This is a genomic window from Microbacterium sp. ProA8, assembly GCF_039905635.1.
Taxonomy (GTDB): domain Bacteria; phylum Actinomycetota; class Actinomycetes; order Actinomycetales; family Microbacteriaceae; genus Microbacterium; species Microbacterium chionoecetis.
In genome coordinates this window covers 3136496-3151627 of the sequence record NZ_CP157000.1, presented here as the reverse complement: position 1 = coordinate 3151627, position 15132 = coordinate 3136496, and the positions used below count along the sequence as shown (strand labels likewise).

General features: G+C 70.0%; 12 protein-coding genes. 6 read left to right on the top strand and 6 right to left on the bottom strand.

Features of this window, described 5'->3' with window-relative positions; all coding sequences use genetic code 11:
- The first annotated feature begins 39 nt into the window (after nt 1-39).
- On the top strand, nt 40-1701 hold the full coding sequence (locus ABG085_RS14185; RefSeq protein ID WP_347976367.1) for an alpha-amylase family protein: 1662 nt from the start codon (nt 40-42) through the stop codon (nt 1699-1701).
- On the opposite strand, the gene ABG085_RS14180 is transcribed toward ABG085_RS14185, so the two are convergent.
- Both ABG085_RS14180 and trpS read right to left on the bottom strand, forming a co-directional pair.
- The gene (locus tag ABG085_RS14180; RefSeq protein ID WP_347976366.1) at nt 1653-2447 is read right to left on the bottom strand and encodes a glycosyltransferase family 2 protein; all 795 of its coding nucleotides are present in this window, start codon (nt 2445-2447) and stop codon (nt 1653-1655) included. The two genes, ABG085_RS14185 and ABG085_RS14180, sit on opposite strands and share 49 nt — an antisense overlap.
- Before the next feature lie 67 nt (nt 2448-2514).
- A complete protein-coding gene (trpS, locus tag ABG085_RS14175) occupies nt 2515-3549 on the bottom strand; it encodes a tryptophan--tRNA ligase (protein WP_347976365.1) in 1035 nt (344 codons plus the stop codon).
- 381 nt (nt 3550-3930) lie between these two features.
- Between trpS and ABG085_RS14170 the strand changes: the two genes are divergently transcribed.
- Nucleotides 3931-4275 (top strand): DUF2200 domain-containing protein, encoded by a 345-nt coding sequence (locus ABG085_RS14170; protein ID WP_347976364.1) that lies wholly within the window; start codon nt 3931-3933, stop codon nt 4273-4275.
- A 59-nt stretch (nt 4276-4334) separates the two neighbouring features.
- Nucleotides 4335-4886, top strand: a complete 552-nt coding sequence (locus ABG085_RS14165; protein ID WP_347976363.1) for an NYN domain-containing protein — start codon at nt 4335-4337, stop codon at nt 4884-4886.
- A 1-nt stretch (nt 4887) separates the two neighbouring features.
- Here the strand turns inward: ABG085_RS14165 and ABG085_RS14160 are convergent, their stop codons facing one another.
- Entirely contained in the window at nt 4888-5889 is a 1002-nt protein-coding gene (locus ABG085_RS14160) for a lytic transglycosylase domain-containing protein (RefSeq protein WP_347976362.1), read from the bottom strand.
- 294 nt (nt 5890-6183) lie between these two features.
- On the opposite strand from ABG085_RS14160, the gene ABG085_RS14155 reads away from it, so the two are divergent.
- The 3 genes from ABG085_RS14155 to ABG085_RS14145 all read left to right on the top strand — a co-directional run bounded on the left by ABG085_RS14155 (nt 6184) and on the right by ABG085_RS14145 (nt 9394).
- Nucleotides 6184-7449 (top strand): M18 family aminopeptidase, encoded by a 1266-nt coding sequence (locus ABG085_RS14155; protein WP_347979207.1) that lies wholly within the window; start codon nt 6184-6186, stop codon nt 7447-7449.
- A gap of 195 nt (nt 7450-7644) precedes the next feature.
- Entirely contained in the window at nt 7645-8790 is a 1146-nt protein-coding gene (locus tag ABG085_RS14150; protein WP_347976361.1) for a zinc-dependent alcohol dehydrogenase, read from the top strand.
- Between the two features lie 16 nt (nt 8791-8806).
- Nucleotides 8807-9394: a hypothetical protein gene (locus ABG085_RS14145; protein WP_347976360.1), complete on the top strand. Its 588-nt coding sequence runs from the start codon at nt 8807-8809 to the stop codon at nt 9392-9394.
- A gap of 103 nt (nt 9395-9497) precedes the next feature.
- Here the strand turns inward: ABG085_RS14145 and ABG085_RS14140 are convergent, their stop codons facing one another.
- From ABG085_RS14140 to ABG085_RS14130, 3 genes are all read right to left on the bottom strand, one after another.
- Nucleotides 9498-11378 carry an alginate lyase family protein gene (locus ABG085_RS14140; RefSeq protein ID WP_347976359.1) on the bottom strand — a complete coding sequence of 627 codons (1881 nt, stop codon included), beginning with the start codon at nt 11376-11378 and terminating at the stop codon, nt 9498-9500.
- A 64-nt stretch (nt 11379-11442) separates the two neighbouring features.
- Nucleotides 11443-13710 carry an FAD-dependent oxidoreductase gene (locus ABG085_RS14135; protein ID WP_347976358.1) on the bottom strand — a complete coding sequence of 756 codons (2268 nt, stop codon included), beginning with the start codon at nt 13708-13710 and terminating at the stop codon, nt 11443-11445.
- 82 nt (nt 13711-13792) lie between these two features.
- Nucleotides 13793-15079 carry an extracellular solute-binding protein gene (locus tag ABG085_RS14130; RefSeq protein ID WP_347976357.1) on the bottom strand — a complete coding sequence of 429 codons (1287 nt, stop codon included), beginning with the start codon at nt 15077-15079 and terminating at the stop codon, nt 13793-13795.
- Nucleotides 15080-15132 lie beyond the last annotated feature (53 nt).

Genomic DNA, 15132 nt, shown 5'->3' with positions numbered 1-15132 from the left:
CGCGACATGCGGCATCCTGCCCCGCCCGAGGGGGAAGCGATGAAGATCACCGACACGAGCGACCTCTGGTGGAAGAGCGCCATCATCTACTGCCTCGACGTCGAGACCTACCTCGACTCCGACGGCGACGGCACAGGCGACCTGCAGGGTCTCGCGCAGCGGATCGACTACCTCGCACAGCTGGGGGTGACGTGCCTGTGGCTGATGCCGTTCTATCCGACGCCCGATCGCGACGACGGGTACGACATCACCGACTTCTACGGCGTGGATCCCCGGCTGGGCAGTCACGGCGACTTCGTGGAGGTCATCCGCACCGCCCACGACCGCGGCATGCGGGTGATCGTGGACCTGGTCGTCAACCACACGTCCGACCGGCATCCGTGGTTCCTCAAGGCGAAGCGCAGTGTCAACTCGCAATATCGCGAGTTCTACATCTGGCGCGACGATCCACCGCCCAAGGGGCAGAAGAACACGGTCTTCCCCGGCGAGGCCGACGGCATCTGGACCAAGGACGATGCCTCCGGGCAGTGGTACCAGCACAGCTTCTACGAGCACCAGCCCGACCTCAACATCGCGAATCCCGCGGTGCGCGATGAGCTCGCCCGCGTGATCGGCTTCTGGTTGCAGCTCGGGGTATCGGGCTTCCGGGTCGATGCCGTGCCATTCTTCCTCGAGATGCCGCCGGGGGCCGAGATCCCCGACCCGCACGAGTTGCTGCGCGACTTCCGGCGCTTCCTGCAGCGCCGCTCGAGCGAGGCGATCCTGCTGGGGGAGGTGAACCTGCCGTACGATCAGCAGGTCGCCTACTTCGGCGGGGGCGACGCCAGCGAGCTGTCGATGCAGTTCGACTTCGTCGGCATGCAGGCGTTCTACCTGTCGCTCGCGCGGCAGGATCCGGCGCCGCTCATCACGGCATTGACCTCACGACCGCAGCTTCCCGACGACGTGCAGTGGGCGAACTTCCTGCGCAACCACGACGAGCTGACGCTCGACAAGCTGACCGACGTCGAGCGGGAGGAGGTGTTCGACGCGTTCGCGCCGGACGAGCGGCAGCGCGTGTTCGGCCGCGGCATCACCCGCCGGCTGCCCCCGATGCTCGGCGACCCGCGGCGCATCCGCATGGCCTACAGCCTCATGTTCACGCTGCCGGGCACACCGGTGCTCTTCTACGGCGAGGAGCTCGGCATGGGGGAGAACATCGACATCCCGGGGCGCAGCGCCGTGCGCACGCCGATGCAGTGGACCGCGGAGAAGAACGGCGGGTTCTCGCAGGCCGCGCCGTCGCGGCTGATCGCCCGGCCGCCCGGCGACGGCTATGCGCCGCAGCACGTCAACGCCGCGGATCAGATCGAGGACCGGGAGTCCCTGCTGCACTTCTTCCGCGATCTGATCTCGCGGTACCGGATCTCTCCCGAGCTCGGATGGGGGGCGTTCGAGGTGCTGGAACAGCCCGTCGACGCGCTGCTGGTGCACTCCCTCCGGGCCGACGTCGGGCGGATGATCGCGATCCACAACTTCAGCGACGTGCCGGCAGCGACCACCTTCGCCCTGAAGGATGAGCCGGAGGGCACCCGGCTCGTGGATCTGCTGGGCTCGGACCGCATCCCGCTCGACGAGCGCGGAGCCGTGGAGCTCGAGGTGCCGGCGTACGGCTACCGCTGGCTGCGCGTGTCACGGCCGGGGGACGGCCGCGTGTCGTAGCGGCGGGCGCGGACACGGCGCAGCAGCCGCCGCGTCCAGCGCACCGGCGGGAAGTCGTGCGGAAAGTGCACCAGCACCGTCCGCAGCCCGCGCACCGCGCGACGGCCGAACGCCCCTCCGGGGGCGAACGGCCGCATCGAGATGCCCATCCGCGCGCCTGACAGCCGGCGGATACGGCCTCGCTCACCGAGGTGGAACGCGAGGTCCATGTCGTCGTGCAGCTCGGGATCGCGATGCACGGACGAACGGATGCCGAGCCACGCCTCACGACGCAGCCCCAGGTTCGAGCCGAACAGGGGGAGATGCCCCAGGGTGGGGATCATCACGGCGGCGTAGGCGCCGAGGTAGAGGGTCGCGAGCGGTGCCCGGAGCGGCGGCGGACCGTCGATGAAGCGGGCGCCCCCGGTGAACGCGGCGACGTCGGGACGGGCGGCGAAGGCGGCGGCCATCGCCGCGGTCCATGACTCATCGGGCACGCAGTCCGCGTCGAGGCGCAGAATCACGTCGCCCCCTGCCGCGTCGTATCCGGCGGCGCTCGCCGCGGGGATGCCCGGGGTCTCGCACCGGACCAGGCGGGCGCCGAAGGCGCGCGCGACGGCGGCGGAGGCATCCGTCGATCCGTTGTCGACGACGATGACCTCGTCCGCCGGGACGGTCTGGCGGGCGAGGGCGCCCAGGCACCGCGCGAGCTCGGTGTCGTCGTCCTTCACGGGGATGACGACCGAGATCCGCGTGGCGTCCGGCATGCCTTGAAGTACACCGGTCCGGCCCGCCGCCGAGAAAGGGCTTGACACCCGCGACCTGCATCGGCGATCAGTAGGTCATGCCCATGGCGGAGCGCACGTCGGTCAGGGTGTCGGTCGCGATGGCGTCCGCCCGCTCATTTCCCCGCCGCAGCACGGCTGCGGCATCGTCGGGGGTGAGTGCCGCGCGACGTGCGCGGTGCTCGCGCAGGAACTCGTTGACGGCCTCGATCGTGAACGTCTTCAGCGCGCCGGCGCCGGCGGTGCCGATCTCGTCGGCGATCTCATCCGGTGTGCGCGACAGGACGACGGCCGCGGTGGCCAGCAGTCCCGCGACCCCGGGCCGCCGTCCGGGGTCATACGTGATGGCGCGGTCGGCGTCTGTGCGGGCTCGTCGGATCGCGGCGGCTGTCTCGTCGGCCGTCATCCCGAGCTCGATCGCGTTGCCGTAGCTCTTGGACATCTTCCGCCCGTCCAAACCGGGAAGCTCGGGTGCGTCGGTCACCAGCGCCTCCGGCTCAGGGAACACGTCGCCGTACCGCTCGTTGAAGCGGCGCGCGATCGTCCGGGTCATCTCGACGTGAGGCAGATTGTCCTTGCCGACGGGTACGAGATTCCCCTTGCAGAACAGGATGTCCGCGGCCTGATGGACGGGATACGTCAGCAGCAGACCGCTGAGGGCGCGTCCGGATGCGCGAAGCTCGGCCTTCACCGTCGGGTTGCGATGCAGTTCCGCCTCGGAGACCAGACTGAGGAACGGGAGCAGCAGCTGGTTCAGCGCGGGGACGGCGGAGTGGGCGAAGATCGTCGTCACCTGCGGGTCCAAGCCGGCGGCGAGGTAGTCGATGACCGCGCTGTACACGTTCTCACGGACATCGCCGGCGGTGTCCCGGTCGGTGATGACCTGGTAGTCCGCAAGGATCACGAAGGTGTCGACGCCCGCCGTCTGCAGTCGGACACGCTCCCGGATCGTGCCGAAGTAGTGCCCGAGGTGCAGGCGGCCGGTGGGCCGCTCGCCGGTGAGCACGCGAAAGCGCTCCGGATGCTGGGCGATGCGAGCGCGGAGCCGCGGCATGCGGCCCGCGGTGGCGGTGAACGAGTCCATGTCTGCTCCTTGACCGAGGAGCTGCACGGACTGGGATGCCGCCGATGGGTCCGCGGGCTGCCGTGCAGCCCGCGCGTGTGTGCGTTACGGCTGCCGGTGCAGCCACCACCAGGACGAGACGGCGAAACGCATGTCCTCAGCCGTACCAGCCGGCGAGTGGCATGTCAACGGGCAGGTGCCGGAGGATGCCTCTGCCTACGCTGAAGGGGTAACAAAATGCAGTGCCGTGCGAAGCGGTCGAGGATCGGCGTTCGGGTCGCCGTTCAAAACTCCCGCGAACGTGCTGATGGTCCCGGTGGGAGGGCTACCCACCGGGACCGTCGCTGCATCCCCGCCGCTCGCGGCGGCTCCCGCGGCATCCATCGCGATTATCCTGGCGGGATGCACCGCATCTTCTCGCTGAGCTTCGCCGTGCTCTATCCGCTCTACGTGACGAAGGTGGAGAAGAAGGGGCGCACGACCCAGGAGCTCGACCAGGTCATCGAGTGGCTCACGGGCTTCGACGACGCCGACCTGCAGCGGCATATCGCCGAGCACACGACGCTCGAGGACTTCTTCGACGACGCCGAACTCAATCCGAACGCACCGCTCATCACCGGCGTGATCTGCGGGATGCGCGTCGAGGAGATCGAGGACCCGCTGATGCAGAGGATCCGCTACATGGACAAGCTCGTCGACGAGCTGGCCCGCGGAAAGGCGATGGCGAAGATCCTGCGCACCGCGTGAGTGAGCCCGGCATCGGAGGCCCTGCTACGTTCGGAGCGACCCCGATCGAGGAGAACGGCATGGAGCGCAGCAGCTGGGTGCTGGTGGACGGCGAGAACATCGACGCCACCCTCGGCGGATCGATCCTGGGCCGTCGTCCCCTTCCGGAGGAGCGGCCGCGGTGGGACCGCTTGCTGGCATTCATCTCGGAGCGCTGGGAACGGCCCGCGAAGGGCCTCTTCTTCCTCAACGCGAGCACGCACCTGCCGATGCCGTTCGTGCAGGCGCTCCTCGCGCTCGGCTACCAGCCGGTGCCGCTCTCAGGCCCGGCCGACGAGAAGATCGTCGACATCGCGATCCAGCGGACGCTGCGGGCGCTCGCCGACCGTGGCGACGACGTCGCCCTCGTCAGCCACGACCGCGACTTCGCCGAGGATCTCGCGCGGCTCGCCACGAACGGGCGGCGCGTGGGCGTCGTCGCGTTCCACGAGTTCCGCAGCACCGAGTTCACCGGCATCCCCGGCGTCGAGTTCTTCGACATCGAGTACGACGCCGAAGCCTTCGACGCTCCGCTGCCGCGGGTGCGCGTCATCCCGATCGAGCAGTTCGACCCGGCCGTGTTCCTGCGCTGACTCAGTACCAGCCGGTCGACTGCGAGTGGCCCCAGGCGCCGCACGGGGTGCCGTAGCGGCCCGAGATGTAGCCCAGGCCCCACGCGATCTGCGTGGCGGGGTTGGTCTGCCAGTCGGCGCCGGCGCTGCCCATCTTGCTGCCGGGGAGCGCCTGAGGGATGCCGTAGGCACCGCTCGAGCGGTTGTAGGCCTGGTAGTTCCAGCCCGACTCCTTGTTCCACAGCGACACGAGGCAGCCGAACTGGTCGTCGCCCCAGCCGTAGTTGCCGAGCATGGCGCGGGCCGTGGCCTGCGCGTCGGCGGGGCTGGTGCCGCCCACGGCGCCGCCGGTGGCGTACACCGGCCGCGGCGCCGACGAAACCGAAGACGAAGACGACGACGACTTCTTGGCGGCCTCTTCGGCTGCAGCCGCTTCGGCGGCGGCCTTGGCGGCAGCAGCTGCGGCTGCGGCGGCGGCCTCAGCCTCCTTGCGCGCCTTCTCCTCCGCCTCCTGCTGCGCCTTGAGCGCGATGGCGGCGTCGAGGCGGCCACGCAGGCCCTGCGTCTGCTCGCCCACAGACGCGGTGAGGGTGGTCACGGCATCCGCGAAGTCCGTCGAGTACATCGCCGGGAGCGACTGGGCGCGCTCGAGCTGGACGACGGCGGCCTCGAGCCCGGAGGTGTCGACGGTGGTGTCGGGGGTGCCGACGTCGAGACCCGACGCGGCGATGTCCGCGGCGACGGCCGTCGCCGCCGTCACGGCGTCATTCGCCTCGGTCACGGTCCGCTCGACGGCGGACGCCGCAGGCGCCTTGTCGGCGGTCGCGGAAGCCGACGTCGTGTACGACGCCAGCGCGAAGCGGGGGCCGGATCCGGATGCCTCGGCCTGCGATGCGGGGGCCGCCGTGGTGAACCCGGCGGTGGCCAGCACGCCGATCGCGAGCGTCGCGGCCAGCAGCACCGGGCGGCGGCGGAGGCGGCGTTCGGCGCGGCGGACAGTGCGGCGGTTGGGCAGGAGGGGCATGTGGTTGCGCATGAAAGACCGGTTCCGTATCAGCGAAATGCGCCATCGTGCAGCGCCTCGTGCCCGTTCGGGCGGACACAAGTCCCCGAGTCTCCCCGGCGTTTCTGGACGGTTCCGGTGCGTTACCTGAACGTTACATGTGAGCGGATTGCTCGAAAAGGCCAGATCAATGGCCCGCATCCTGCGCCGTGAACGGGCCGAAGAGCGCTCCGAACTACGATCGGAGAACCCCTGCACCGCTATCGAGGAGGCTCGCCCGTGCCCTCATCCACTGCTCCCGTCAACACCGGCGCCATGGCCCACGCCGAGGATCTCGCCGCGTTCGTGGCGGCGTCGCCGTCGAGCTTCCACGCTGCCGCCGAGGTCGCGAATCGCCTGGAGGGCGCGGGCTTCACGCGCCTCGACGAGTCGGCCGGCTGGCCCGCTCCCGCGGGCGGGAGATTCGTGGTGGTGCGCGACGGCGCAGCGATCGCGTGGGTGGTGCCGCCGACGGCGACCGCCGCGACGGGGGTGCGGGTCTTCGGGGCGCACAGCGACTCCCCGGCGTTCAAGCTCAAGCCGAAGCCGACGACCGGCCGGCTCGGGTGGCTGCAGGCGGGCGTCGAGATCTACGGCGGACCGCTCCTCAACTCCTGGCTCGACCGCGAGCTGCGTCTCGCCGGTCGGCTCGTGCTCGACGACGGAACCAGCGTGCTGACCGCGACGGGCGCGCTGCTGCGCCTGCCGCAGCTGGCGATCCACCTCGACCGCGAGGCGAACGACCATCTCGCCCTCGACAAGCAGTCGCAGACGCAGCCGGTCTGGGGGTTGGGATCTGCCGACTCGGCCGACATCCTCGGCGAGCTCGCTGCTCAGGCCGGTGTCGACGTCGCCCGCATCCGCGGCTACGACATCGTCACCGCGGACTCCGCGCGCGGTGCGACCTTCGGGCACGACGACGTCTTCTTCGCTTCCGGTCGCCTCGACGACCTGGCGTCGGTGCACGCGGGAGTGGTCGCCCTGGAGCGGGCGGCCGAGGGGCACGACGCCGACCACATCGCGATGCTCGCGGTCTTCGACCACGAGGAGGTCGGTTCGGGCACGCGGTCGGGAGCGGCCGGGCCGTTCCTCGCCGACGTGCTGGAGCGGCTGTGGCTGTCGCTCGGCGCCGATCGCGAGCAGCAGCTGCGCGCCCTGGCGGCGTCGTGGTGCGTCTCGAGCGACGTGGGCCATTCGGTGCACCCGAACTACGCCGAGAAGCACGACCCGGTCGTGCAGCCGGTGCTCGGGTCGGGGCCGATCCTCAAGATCAACGCGAACCAGCGCTACGCCACCGACGCCGCGAGTGCCGCGGCCTGGAACGGGTGGTGCGCGGCAGCGGGTGTCACGAGCCAGGAGTTCGTCTCGAACAACGCGGTGCCGTGCGGCTCGACGATCGGCCCGATCACCGCGACGCGCCTCGGCATCCGCACCGTGGATGTCGGCATCCCGATCCTCTCCATGCACTCGGCCCGAGAGCTCGCCGGGGTCAGCGACCTGTGGGACCTCGCCCGCGTCGCCGAGGCGTACTTCCGCGGCTGAGGCGGGCGCACAGAATCGGAGCATTTGTGCGAACACGCCGGAGCATGGTGCCCCGCGCGGCGTGTCGCGCAGGACCTCCGATTCCGTGCCCGGGGCACTCCCCGCCCTCCTGACACTTCGAGCGCGAGAACGCAACCCCCTCCGCGGATTCGCCCGGGCTCCCTGAGGGTGTCGTGAAAGACCCAGGAGGAGCGCATGAAGGCGATGACGTACCGCGGACCGTACAAGCTCCGCGTCGAGGACAAGCCGGAGCCGAAGATCGAGCATCCCAATGACGCGATTGTCCGCGTCGAGCTCGCCGCGATCTGCGGATCGGATCTGCATCTGTACCACGGCATGATGCCCGACACCCGGATCGGCCACACGTTCGGCCACGAGTTCATCGGCACGGTGATGCAGGTGGGCGGGTCGGTCGAGAGGCTTCGCGTCGGCGACCGCGTGATGGTGCCGTTCAACATCTACTGCGGCTCGTGCTACTTCTGTGCGCGCGGGCTGTTCTCGAACTGCCACAACGTGAACCCGAACGCCACGGCGATCGGCGGGATCTACGGCTACTCCCATTCCACCGGCGGCTACGACGGCGGACAGGCCGAGATGGTGCGCGTGCCGTTCGCGGATGTCGGACCCTCCGTGATTCCGGACGACATCGCCGACGAGGACGCGCTGCTGCTCACCGACGCGTTCTCGACGGGATACTTCGGCGCGCAGCTCGCCGACATCGCGGAGGGCGACACCGCGGTCGTGTTCGGCGCCGGTCCGGTCGGACTGGCGGCGGCGCGCTCCTGCTGGCTCATGGGCGCGGGACGCGTGATCGTCGTCGACCATCTGGACTACCGCCTGCAGAAAGCCCGGGAGTTCGCCTACGCCGAGACGGTGGCGTTCACGCAGGTCGGCGACATCGTGCGTGAGCTCAAGCGGATGACCGGCGGGCTGGGAGCGGATGCCGCGATCGACGCGGTCGGCGCGGAAGCCGACGGTCACGTGATCCAGCACGTGACGTCGGCGAAGCTCAAGATGCAGGGCGGCTCGCCGGTGGCGCTGAACTGGGCGATCGACTCCGTCCGCAAGGGCGGAACCGTGTCCGTCATGGGCGCGTACGGGCCGATGTTCAGCGCCGTGCGCTTCGGCGACGCGATGAACAAGGGCCTCACGCTGCGGATGAACCAGGCACCGGTGAAGCGGCAGTGGCCGCGGCTGTTCGAGCACATCCGGGCCGGTTACCTGCGGCCGAGCGACCTCATCACCCACCGCATCCCGCTCGACCACATCGCGGAGGGGTACCACCTCTTCTCGACGAAGCTCGACGACATCATCAAGCCGGTCATCGTTCCGGCGTCCTGAGACTTGGGAGGACGACATGCCCTACACCTCGAACAAGCCGGGATCCCCGGCCAGCCCCGACGATCTGCGTGCCCGCATCCCCGGCTGGGGAGCCGACGCCGACCCCGCCCAGCGCCCCGCGGTGCCCCGGGAGCAGCCCGGCATCGAGACCGGCGCGCACTGGGACCTGCCCGAGGACCAGCCCGGTCGCGGCGGACGCGAGAAGTCCGTCGAGCATGAGCGGCTCACGCCCGTATTCGGCACGGCGCAGCCCTTGCGCGGAGTCGCAGGCAAGGTGCGCCGCTACGCGTACGACACCTACAGCGAGGGGCAGACCGCGCACTGGCTGCTGCTCGTGCTCGGTGATCGCGTCGACTCGACGACGGCCCACGTGAAGTCGCTCTTCTCGCGGCGGCCCGACGACCCGATCACCCAGAGCGGCATCCTGGGCGAGCGCGGTCACCGGCCCTTCGCCTCGCGCTTCGGGCGCGGGCGAGCCGACCTGAAGCACGCCTGGCTCGATCCCATCCTGGTGCTCGGGCCGTGGGTCGTGACGGCGCTCGTCGCCTTCCGTCTCGTGCGAGGGCTGTCCCGGGGCGTCCTGCTGCGCAAGGAGCAGCGCTGACACGACTCGACGCGTGGCGCCCGGGAGACGCATCGGCGTCTCCCGGGCGTTCGCTCATCTCGGCGGCCTCCGTCACCGACGACTCGTCCGCTCGCTGGTGGGATCAGTCCGGCAGCTGACCGCCTCCGTCGGCGTGACCCGGCATCCCCGGGACGCCGGCGTGATCGGGCGGACCGGGCACTCCCGCGTGGTCGGGCGCGCGTCCATGGCCGCCGCCCGGTCGTGACGGGTCCGCGAGTCCGCCGTGCGTGAGACTGAGGTGCGGCGCCGAATGGATCGTCGTCATGGCACCTTCTTCCGTGAGCAGGGCGTCGAGGATCGCCGAGGGGTAGTGGTTCGCGGCAAGCTCGAAATAGCTCATGCTGTGGGCCGTCACACCGACCGCTCGGAGGTAGTCGATCGTCCGCACGTTGGCGAGCTTCGCGACGTCGCCGGTGTAGTACGGGAAGCTCTCCGGGTCGGCGACCCACGAGCTCGCGGCCGCGACGGCATCGGCGAGGCCGGTGCCGTTCGCGTTGACGTACGTGTGCAGATCGCGGCCGTGGCCGTTGAGCGTCTCCGCCGTGAGGAGAAGCGGCAGCAGTGAGAAGTGCGTGTACCAGATCCCGTAGTCGCCGACGCCGTTGTTGCGGGTGACCTCCTCGGGCATGTGGCCGTTCGCGTCGATCTGGTGCTCGATCAGCTCGGTGGCCCGCGTGTAAGCGGCTTCGATCGCCGCCGCATCGTCCAGATACGCCGCGCTCGCCGCGGTCAGCTCGAGCGCCCAGCTGCCCCAGTTGTTGCTGCGATGGAGGATCGAGCCGGCGACCGGAGTCGCCGTCTCCGCAAGGAAGCCGGCGAACGCGCGCTCTCCCTGCTCCGACCACGCCGGCGTGCCGCGGAGCAGCTCGGCCGCGAACACGAACGCGGGGAAGTGGTAGCTGAACGCCAACGCGGAGTCCTCGCCGGTGCGCACGCAGTCGACCGTGGCCATCCACGCGTCGATGAACTGGGCGGCATGTGAGCCGTAACTCTCGTCGCCCGTGAGTCGGTACGCCAGCGCGAGCTGATAGGCGGTGTTCGCGTCGTTCTGCAGTCCATCGCGGGCCGCCCGGTGGGCGGTGGGGTTGTTGTAGAAGAACGGCACGAAGAAGATCTCCGGCGGTGCCGGCGTGCGCGCCATCCCGGCGGCGACGTCGGCCATGAGGAGATCGAATCCGGACGCCTGAGGCTCGACGCCGTGGTCCGCGCGACGGGCGACCTCGGCGATGCGCTCGGGACTGTTCAGCACGAGGCCGCGCTCGGCCGTCGCGGCGGGCTCGCCCGACCACGCGATGCAGTCCGCGGGTGCCGGCTCGTCGCGCTCCGCGACGCCGGTCAGCTCCACGGAGTCGACGACCATCCGAACATCGCGGTGGGCGGCGAGCGAGAAGCCGCCGTCGTCGAACGAGGAGTCCGTCACCGAGAGAAGCGGCTGCGCCGCCCCGCCCATCGAGACGTCCAACCGGTCGCCGTCCAGGCGAGCCGTCACCGTGACCCAGTCGGTCCCCGGCCGTGCCGCCGTGGGAGTCGCCCCCAGGTACGTCACGGCCGAGTTGCCGGCCGCCTTGATCACCGCGAGCTCGCCGTTGTTGCGGACGAGGACGGTGTAGCCCGACTGCGTGTAGTCGTCGGTGGTGCCGGAGCGGTGCACGGTGAAGCCGGCCCACGCCGTCGCGCCGCCGCCTTCGGTGCGGAACGTCGCGGTCGCCGTGCTGACGGGCTCGAGGCCCAGCTCGGTCAGTGCCAGCACCGATCCGCGCGTCGAGCCCGCCGTCACGACGCGGGCGGCGCCGTCGGACGCCTGCCAGTCGCCGGCGGCGCTCGTCCACGCGCTGCCGAGCGTGTCGAAATCGTCGCGGAACGTGCCGTCCTCGCCGGTCTGTGCGAGCGCCGGCTGCGCCGCTCCCACCAACGCGAGCACGGCGACAGCGGCGAGCGAAGCTCGCCATCGAGCCTTGATCATCGGTTTCCTCCTTCTGTTGGGCTTTCGAGGTGCGAGCTCGGTGCGCGCGGCGGTCCGCGCCGGTTCAGTAGACGCGGATCGACACCACACGTGCCTGCGGGGCGCCGTTCGTGGCGAGCACGCGCAGGCGGAGCGCCTGCACGTCGTCGGCGGATGTCTCGTGCACCCGCTGCCGACGTCGGTTCGCCCCGACACGCACGATCTCGCGCCAGCCGCCGCCGTCCTCGCACACTTCGAGCACGTAGTCCCGCACGAGCTCGGGGAAGATGCGATCGGGCGTGCGGTGGTGGTGCAGCGTGTTGAGCTCGACGTCCGTGTCGTCGTCGAAGACGAGACGGACGCTGCGGATTCGCTGCGACTCCGACCATTCGAGCGTGAGGGACTCCGCGGTCTCGGGATCTGCACCGCTCGGCAGCGACATCCAGAGGTTCGGACCGCCGTAGAAACGCTGGTACCCGGCGACGGCCCGGGATTCGTCGAACGCGTCGGTCGCCGGGCTCACCCGCACGCGGGGTGTGCGGCCGCGCAGCGGGATGGCGGGCCACGCGATGACGCTCTCTGACTCGTCGACGGCGACGTTCGCGTCGCCGTCGGCCTGCGGGCGATGGGGGAGCGCGAGCACGCCCGGGATCTGCGCATCGCTCAGCACAACCGCCACGCCCTCGGCGGCCTCGAGCACCACCACGACGCTCTCGGGCTCATCCGGGTTCCAGCTGAGCGGAAGACGTACCCATTGAGGTTCAGGCGAGGCCGGGACCTCGACCTCGACGCGCGCGCGCTCGTCGATCGGCACGGCGTTCTGCAGGTGCCCCGTCGTCCACAGCGACGCACCGAGCGTCACGTCGCGCTCCGTGTGCAGGAGGACGTCGACGTGGTCGAGTCTCGGGTCGACGGGCAGCAGGATCCCGAGATCCCGCTCGAGCGCGAACGGCGTCTCGCGGGCGCCCGGCGCGAGCTCTGCTGGGTCCAGCGTGCGGGCCGTGCTCGACGCGGTCACGACGGCACGGCGCGCGAGATCCGACGGATCGGAATTGCGGATGCCGAAGACCGAGGCATCCTGTCGCAGCATCGTCTGGCGGAGGGTCTCGACGTGCGCCGTCGCCAGCTCGCGCGGACGCACGCCGAGGTCGAGCGCGAGCGACGCGCCCGTGCCCGCAGCCTCGCCCCCCGCGCCGCAGGTGGCCATGACGCGCGTCGAGCCGAAGGCGACGTGCGTCGCCGAGATGTCGCGGCCGGCCAGCAGCAGGTTGGCGATGTTGCGCGAGTAGTAGCTGCGGAACGGGATGCCGTAGATCCCGTTCGAGTACCGCTGATGGGCGCCGGCCTTCGTGGCGTACATGCCCTCGACCGGGTGGAGGTCGATCGACCAGCCGCCGAAGGCGACGGCATCCGGGTGATCGATCTGGTCGAGGATGTCGTTCTGCGACAGCATGTGGTCGCCGAGGAAGCGGCGGTACTCCCGCTTGCCCGGGAGCGAGCCGACCCACTCCAGGTCGAGGTTCGCGGCATCGAACTTCCCGGAGTTCTTGATGTAGTCCCAGATGCCGAAGATGACCGAGCGCAGCTCGTCGCGGATGATCTCGTTGTCGTGGACGGTGTCGAGATGGCCGCCCCATTCGATCCACCAGTAATGGGCGCCCTTGTCGCCCGATCGCAGGATGCGCGACGTGGGGATCGGGGTCTTCGTGATGTCCTTCGCGGAGTCCGGGGCCACGAAGTCCACCGGGCGGCCGAGATCCTTCGTGTAGAAGAGGATCGTCGACCCCAGCAGCTCACCGTCGGCTTCTTCGGGTGCCCACGACTCGCCGAACTCGTGCGACGCCTCGCGCCCGATGCGGTACTCGGCGCCGGCGAGGTGGCCGACGAGCCCGTCGCCGGTGCAGTCCAGGAAGTAGGGGCTCGTGAAGGTCGTGAGGGTCTCGGATCCCATCGTCCATCCGCGGACCGCGGTGACGACGCGCTCGCCGTCGATGTCGGCGGCGTCGACCTCTCGCACGTCGGTGTTGAGGAAGACGGTGATGTTCGGCTCGGCCCGGACCGCGTCGAAGACCACCTCGTCCCAGATGATCGGGTTCCCCTCGGGGTTGCGGTACTGATTCTCGACGTAGAGCTCGCCGATGACTCCGCTCTCGCGGGCGAACCGCTGCACGCCGTGGCCGGTCGCACCCACGACCCAGACCCGCACCTCCGACGACGAGTTGCCGCCGAGCACCGGTCGATTCCCGATGAGCGCCACCCGCTTGCCGAGCCGCGCCGCGCTGATCGCGGCGCAGACGCCGGCCAGGCCGCCTCCGACCACGGTGATATCGGCTTCGACGTTCTGAGTGCGCATGGTTCCTTCGGCGGGTAGCGGTTGGGGGCAGGTGAGGTCGCCGGCCCGGGGACGACCCCGGGCCGGCGGAGAGAAGGGGGTTTCAGATAAGGCCTGTGATCGTGTCGCCGGCGGTCTTCATCGCGTCGGATGCCGACTTCTGGCCGATCAGGACCGCTTGGACCTGCTCGGCGATCGCCGTCTCCATCTGCGCGTAGGACGGGTACTCCCACAGCGGGCTCGACTTCGCGGTGGACGTGACGGTTTCGGTGAAGGCCTGGACGAACGCGTTCGCGGTGACCGTGTCGGATGCCAGTGCCGCTTCGGTGGTCGGGGGCAGCCCGAGTGCCGCGAAGTACTCCTCGCTCTGCTCAGGGTCGCTCGTGAGCCACTGCGCGAAGTCGGCGGCGGTGCCGGCGCCCTCGCCGTCGACGACGACGACGAGGTGGCCCCACAGCACGTGCTGAGGCGTGGATCCCGCCTTGAGGACGGGTCGCGCGATGGGGGTCATCTTGTCGCCGAGCGTGGCATCGGGTGACTGCGAAACCACCGACGACTTGCCGACCGGCGCATCGTCGTAGAGTGCGGTCGCGCCCTGTGAGAAGAGGGTGCGGGCCGCCGCGCGGTCGACGTCGGCCGCGATCAGGCCGTCGTCGTACAGCTTCTTGTACCACTCGACAGCCTCGACCGACGCGTCGTCACCGATCGTCGACTTCCCGTCCTCGATGATCGGCGAGCCGAACGTCTGCATCCACACGACGATGTCCTTCAGCTGCGCGGCCTTGGTGCTCGCGGCGTACGGGATCACTCCGATGCCCTTCAACGCGCGGAGGCCGTCCTCGAACTCGTCGATCGTTCCGGGCGTGAGCGAGGCTCCCGCCTTGTCGAACAGCTCAGCGTTGCCGATGAGACCGATCGCGCCAATGGTCCAGGGGAGTCCGAGCTGCTTGCCGCCCGACGTGCCGGCGCCCAGTGCGGCATCCGTGTAGCCGCGGCCGCCGGTGTATGCGGAGAGGTCGGTCAGCTTTCCCAGTGCCGCGAGGGCCGACAGCCACGCGACGTCGAGCTGTGCCGCACCCGAGAACTGCCCGCCCCGAACCTGCAGGGTGAGCTGATTGAGGTACTCGTTATACGGGTACGCGCTGGTGTCGATCGAGATGCCCTCGGCGCTCGAGAAGCTCTTGAGCGCCGCCTCGATCGTGGGTTTGGCCGCCTCCTCGGACAGGCTCCAGGACGCGAACGCGAAGTCTGTCGGCTCCGCTGCGCCGGGCGTCGTGACCGGGGCGCCGGCGACTCCGGTCGAGCAGCCCGCGAGGCCGAGCAGAGCGGCCCCGCCGAGCCCCAACACGGAGTAGCGCAGCAGAGACCGCCGCGAGATGTCGTTTGCCATGAGTTCTCCTTCGAACAATGCGATCGGGTGATGGTGGGAGAGGAACGAACGTG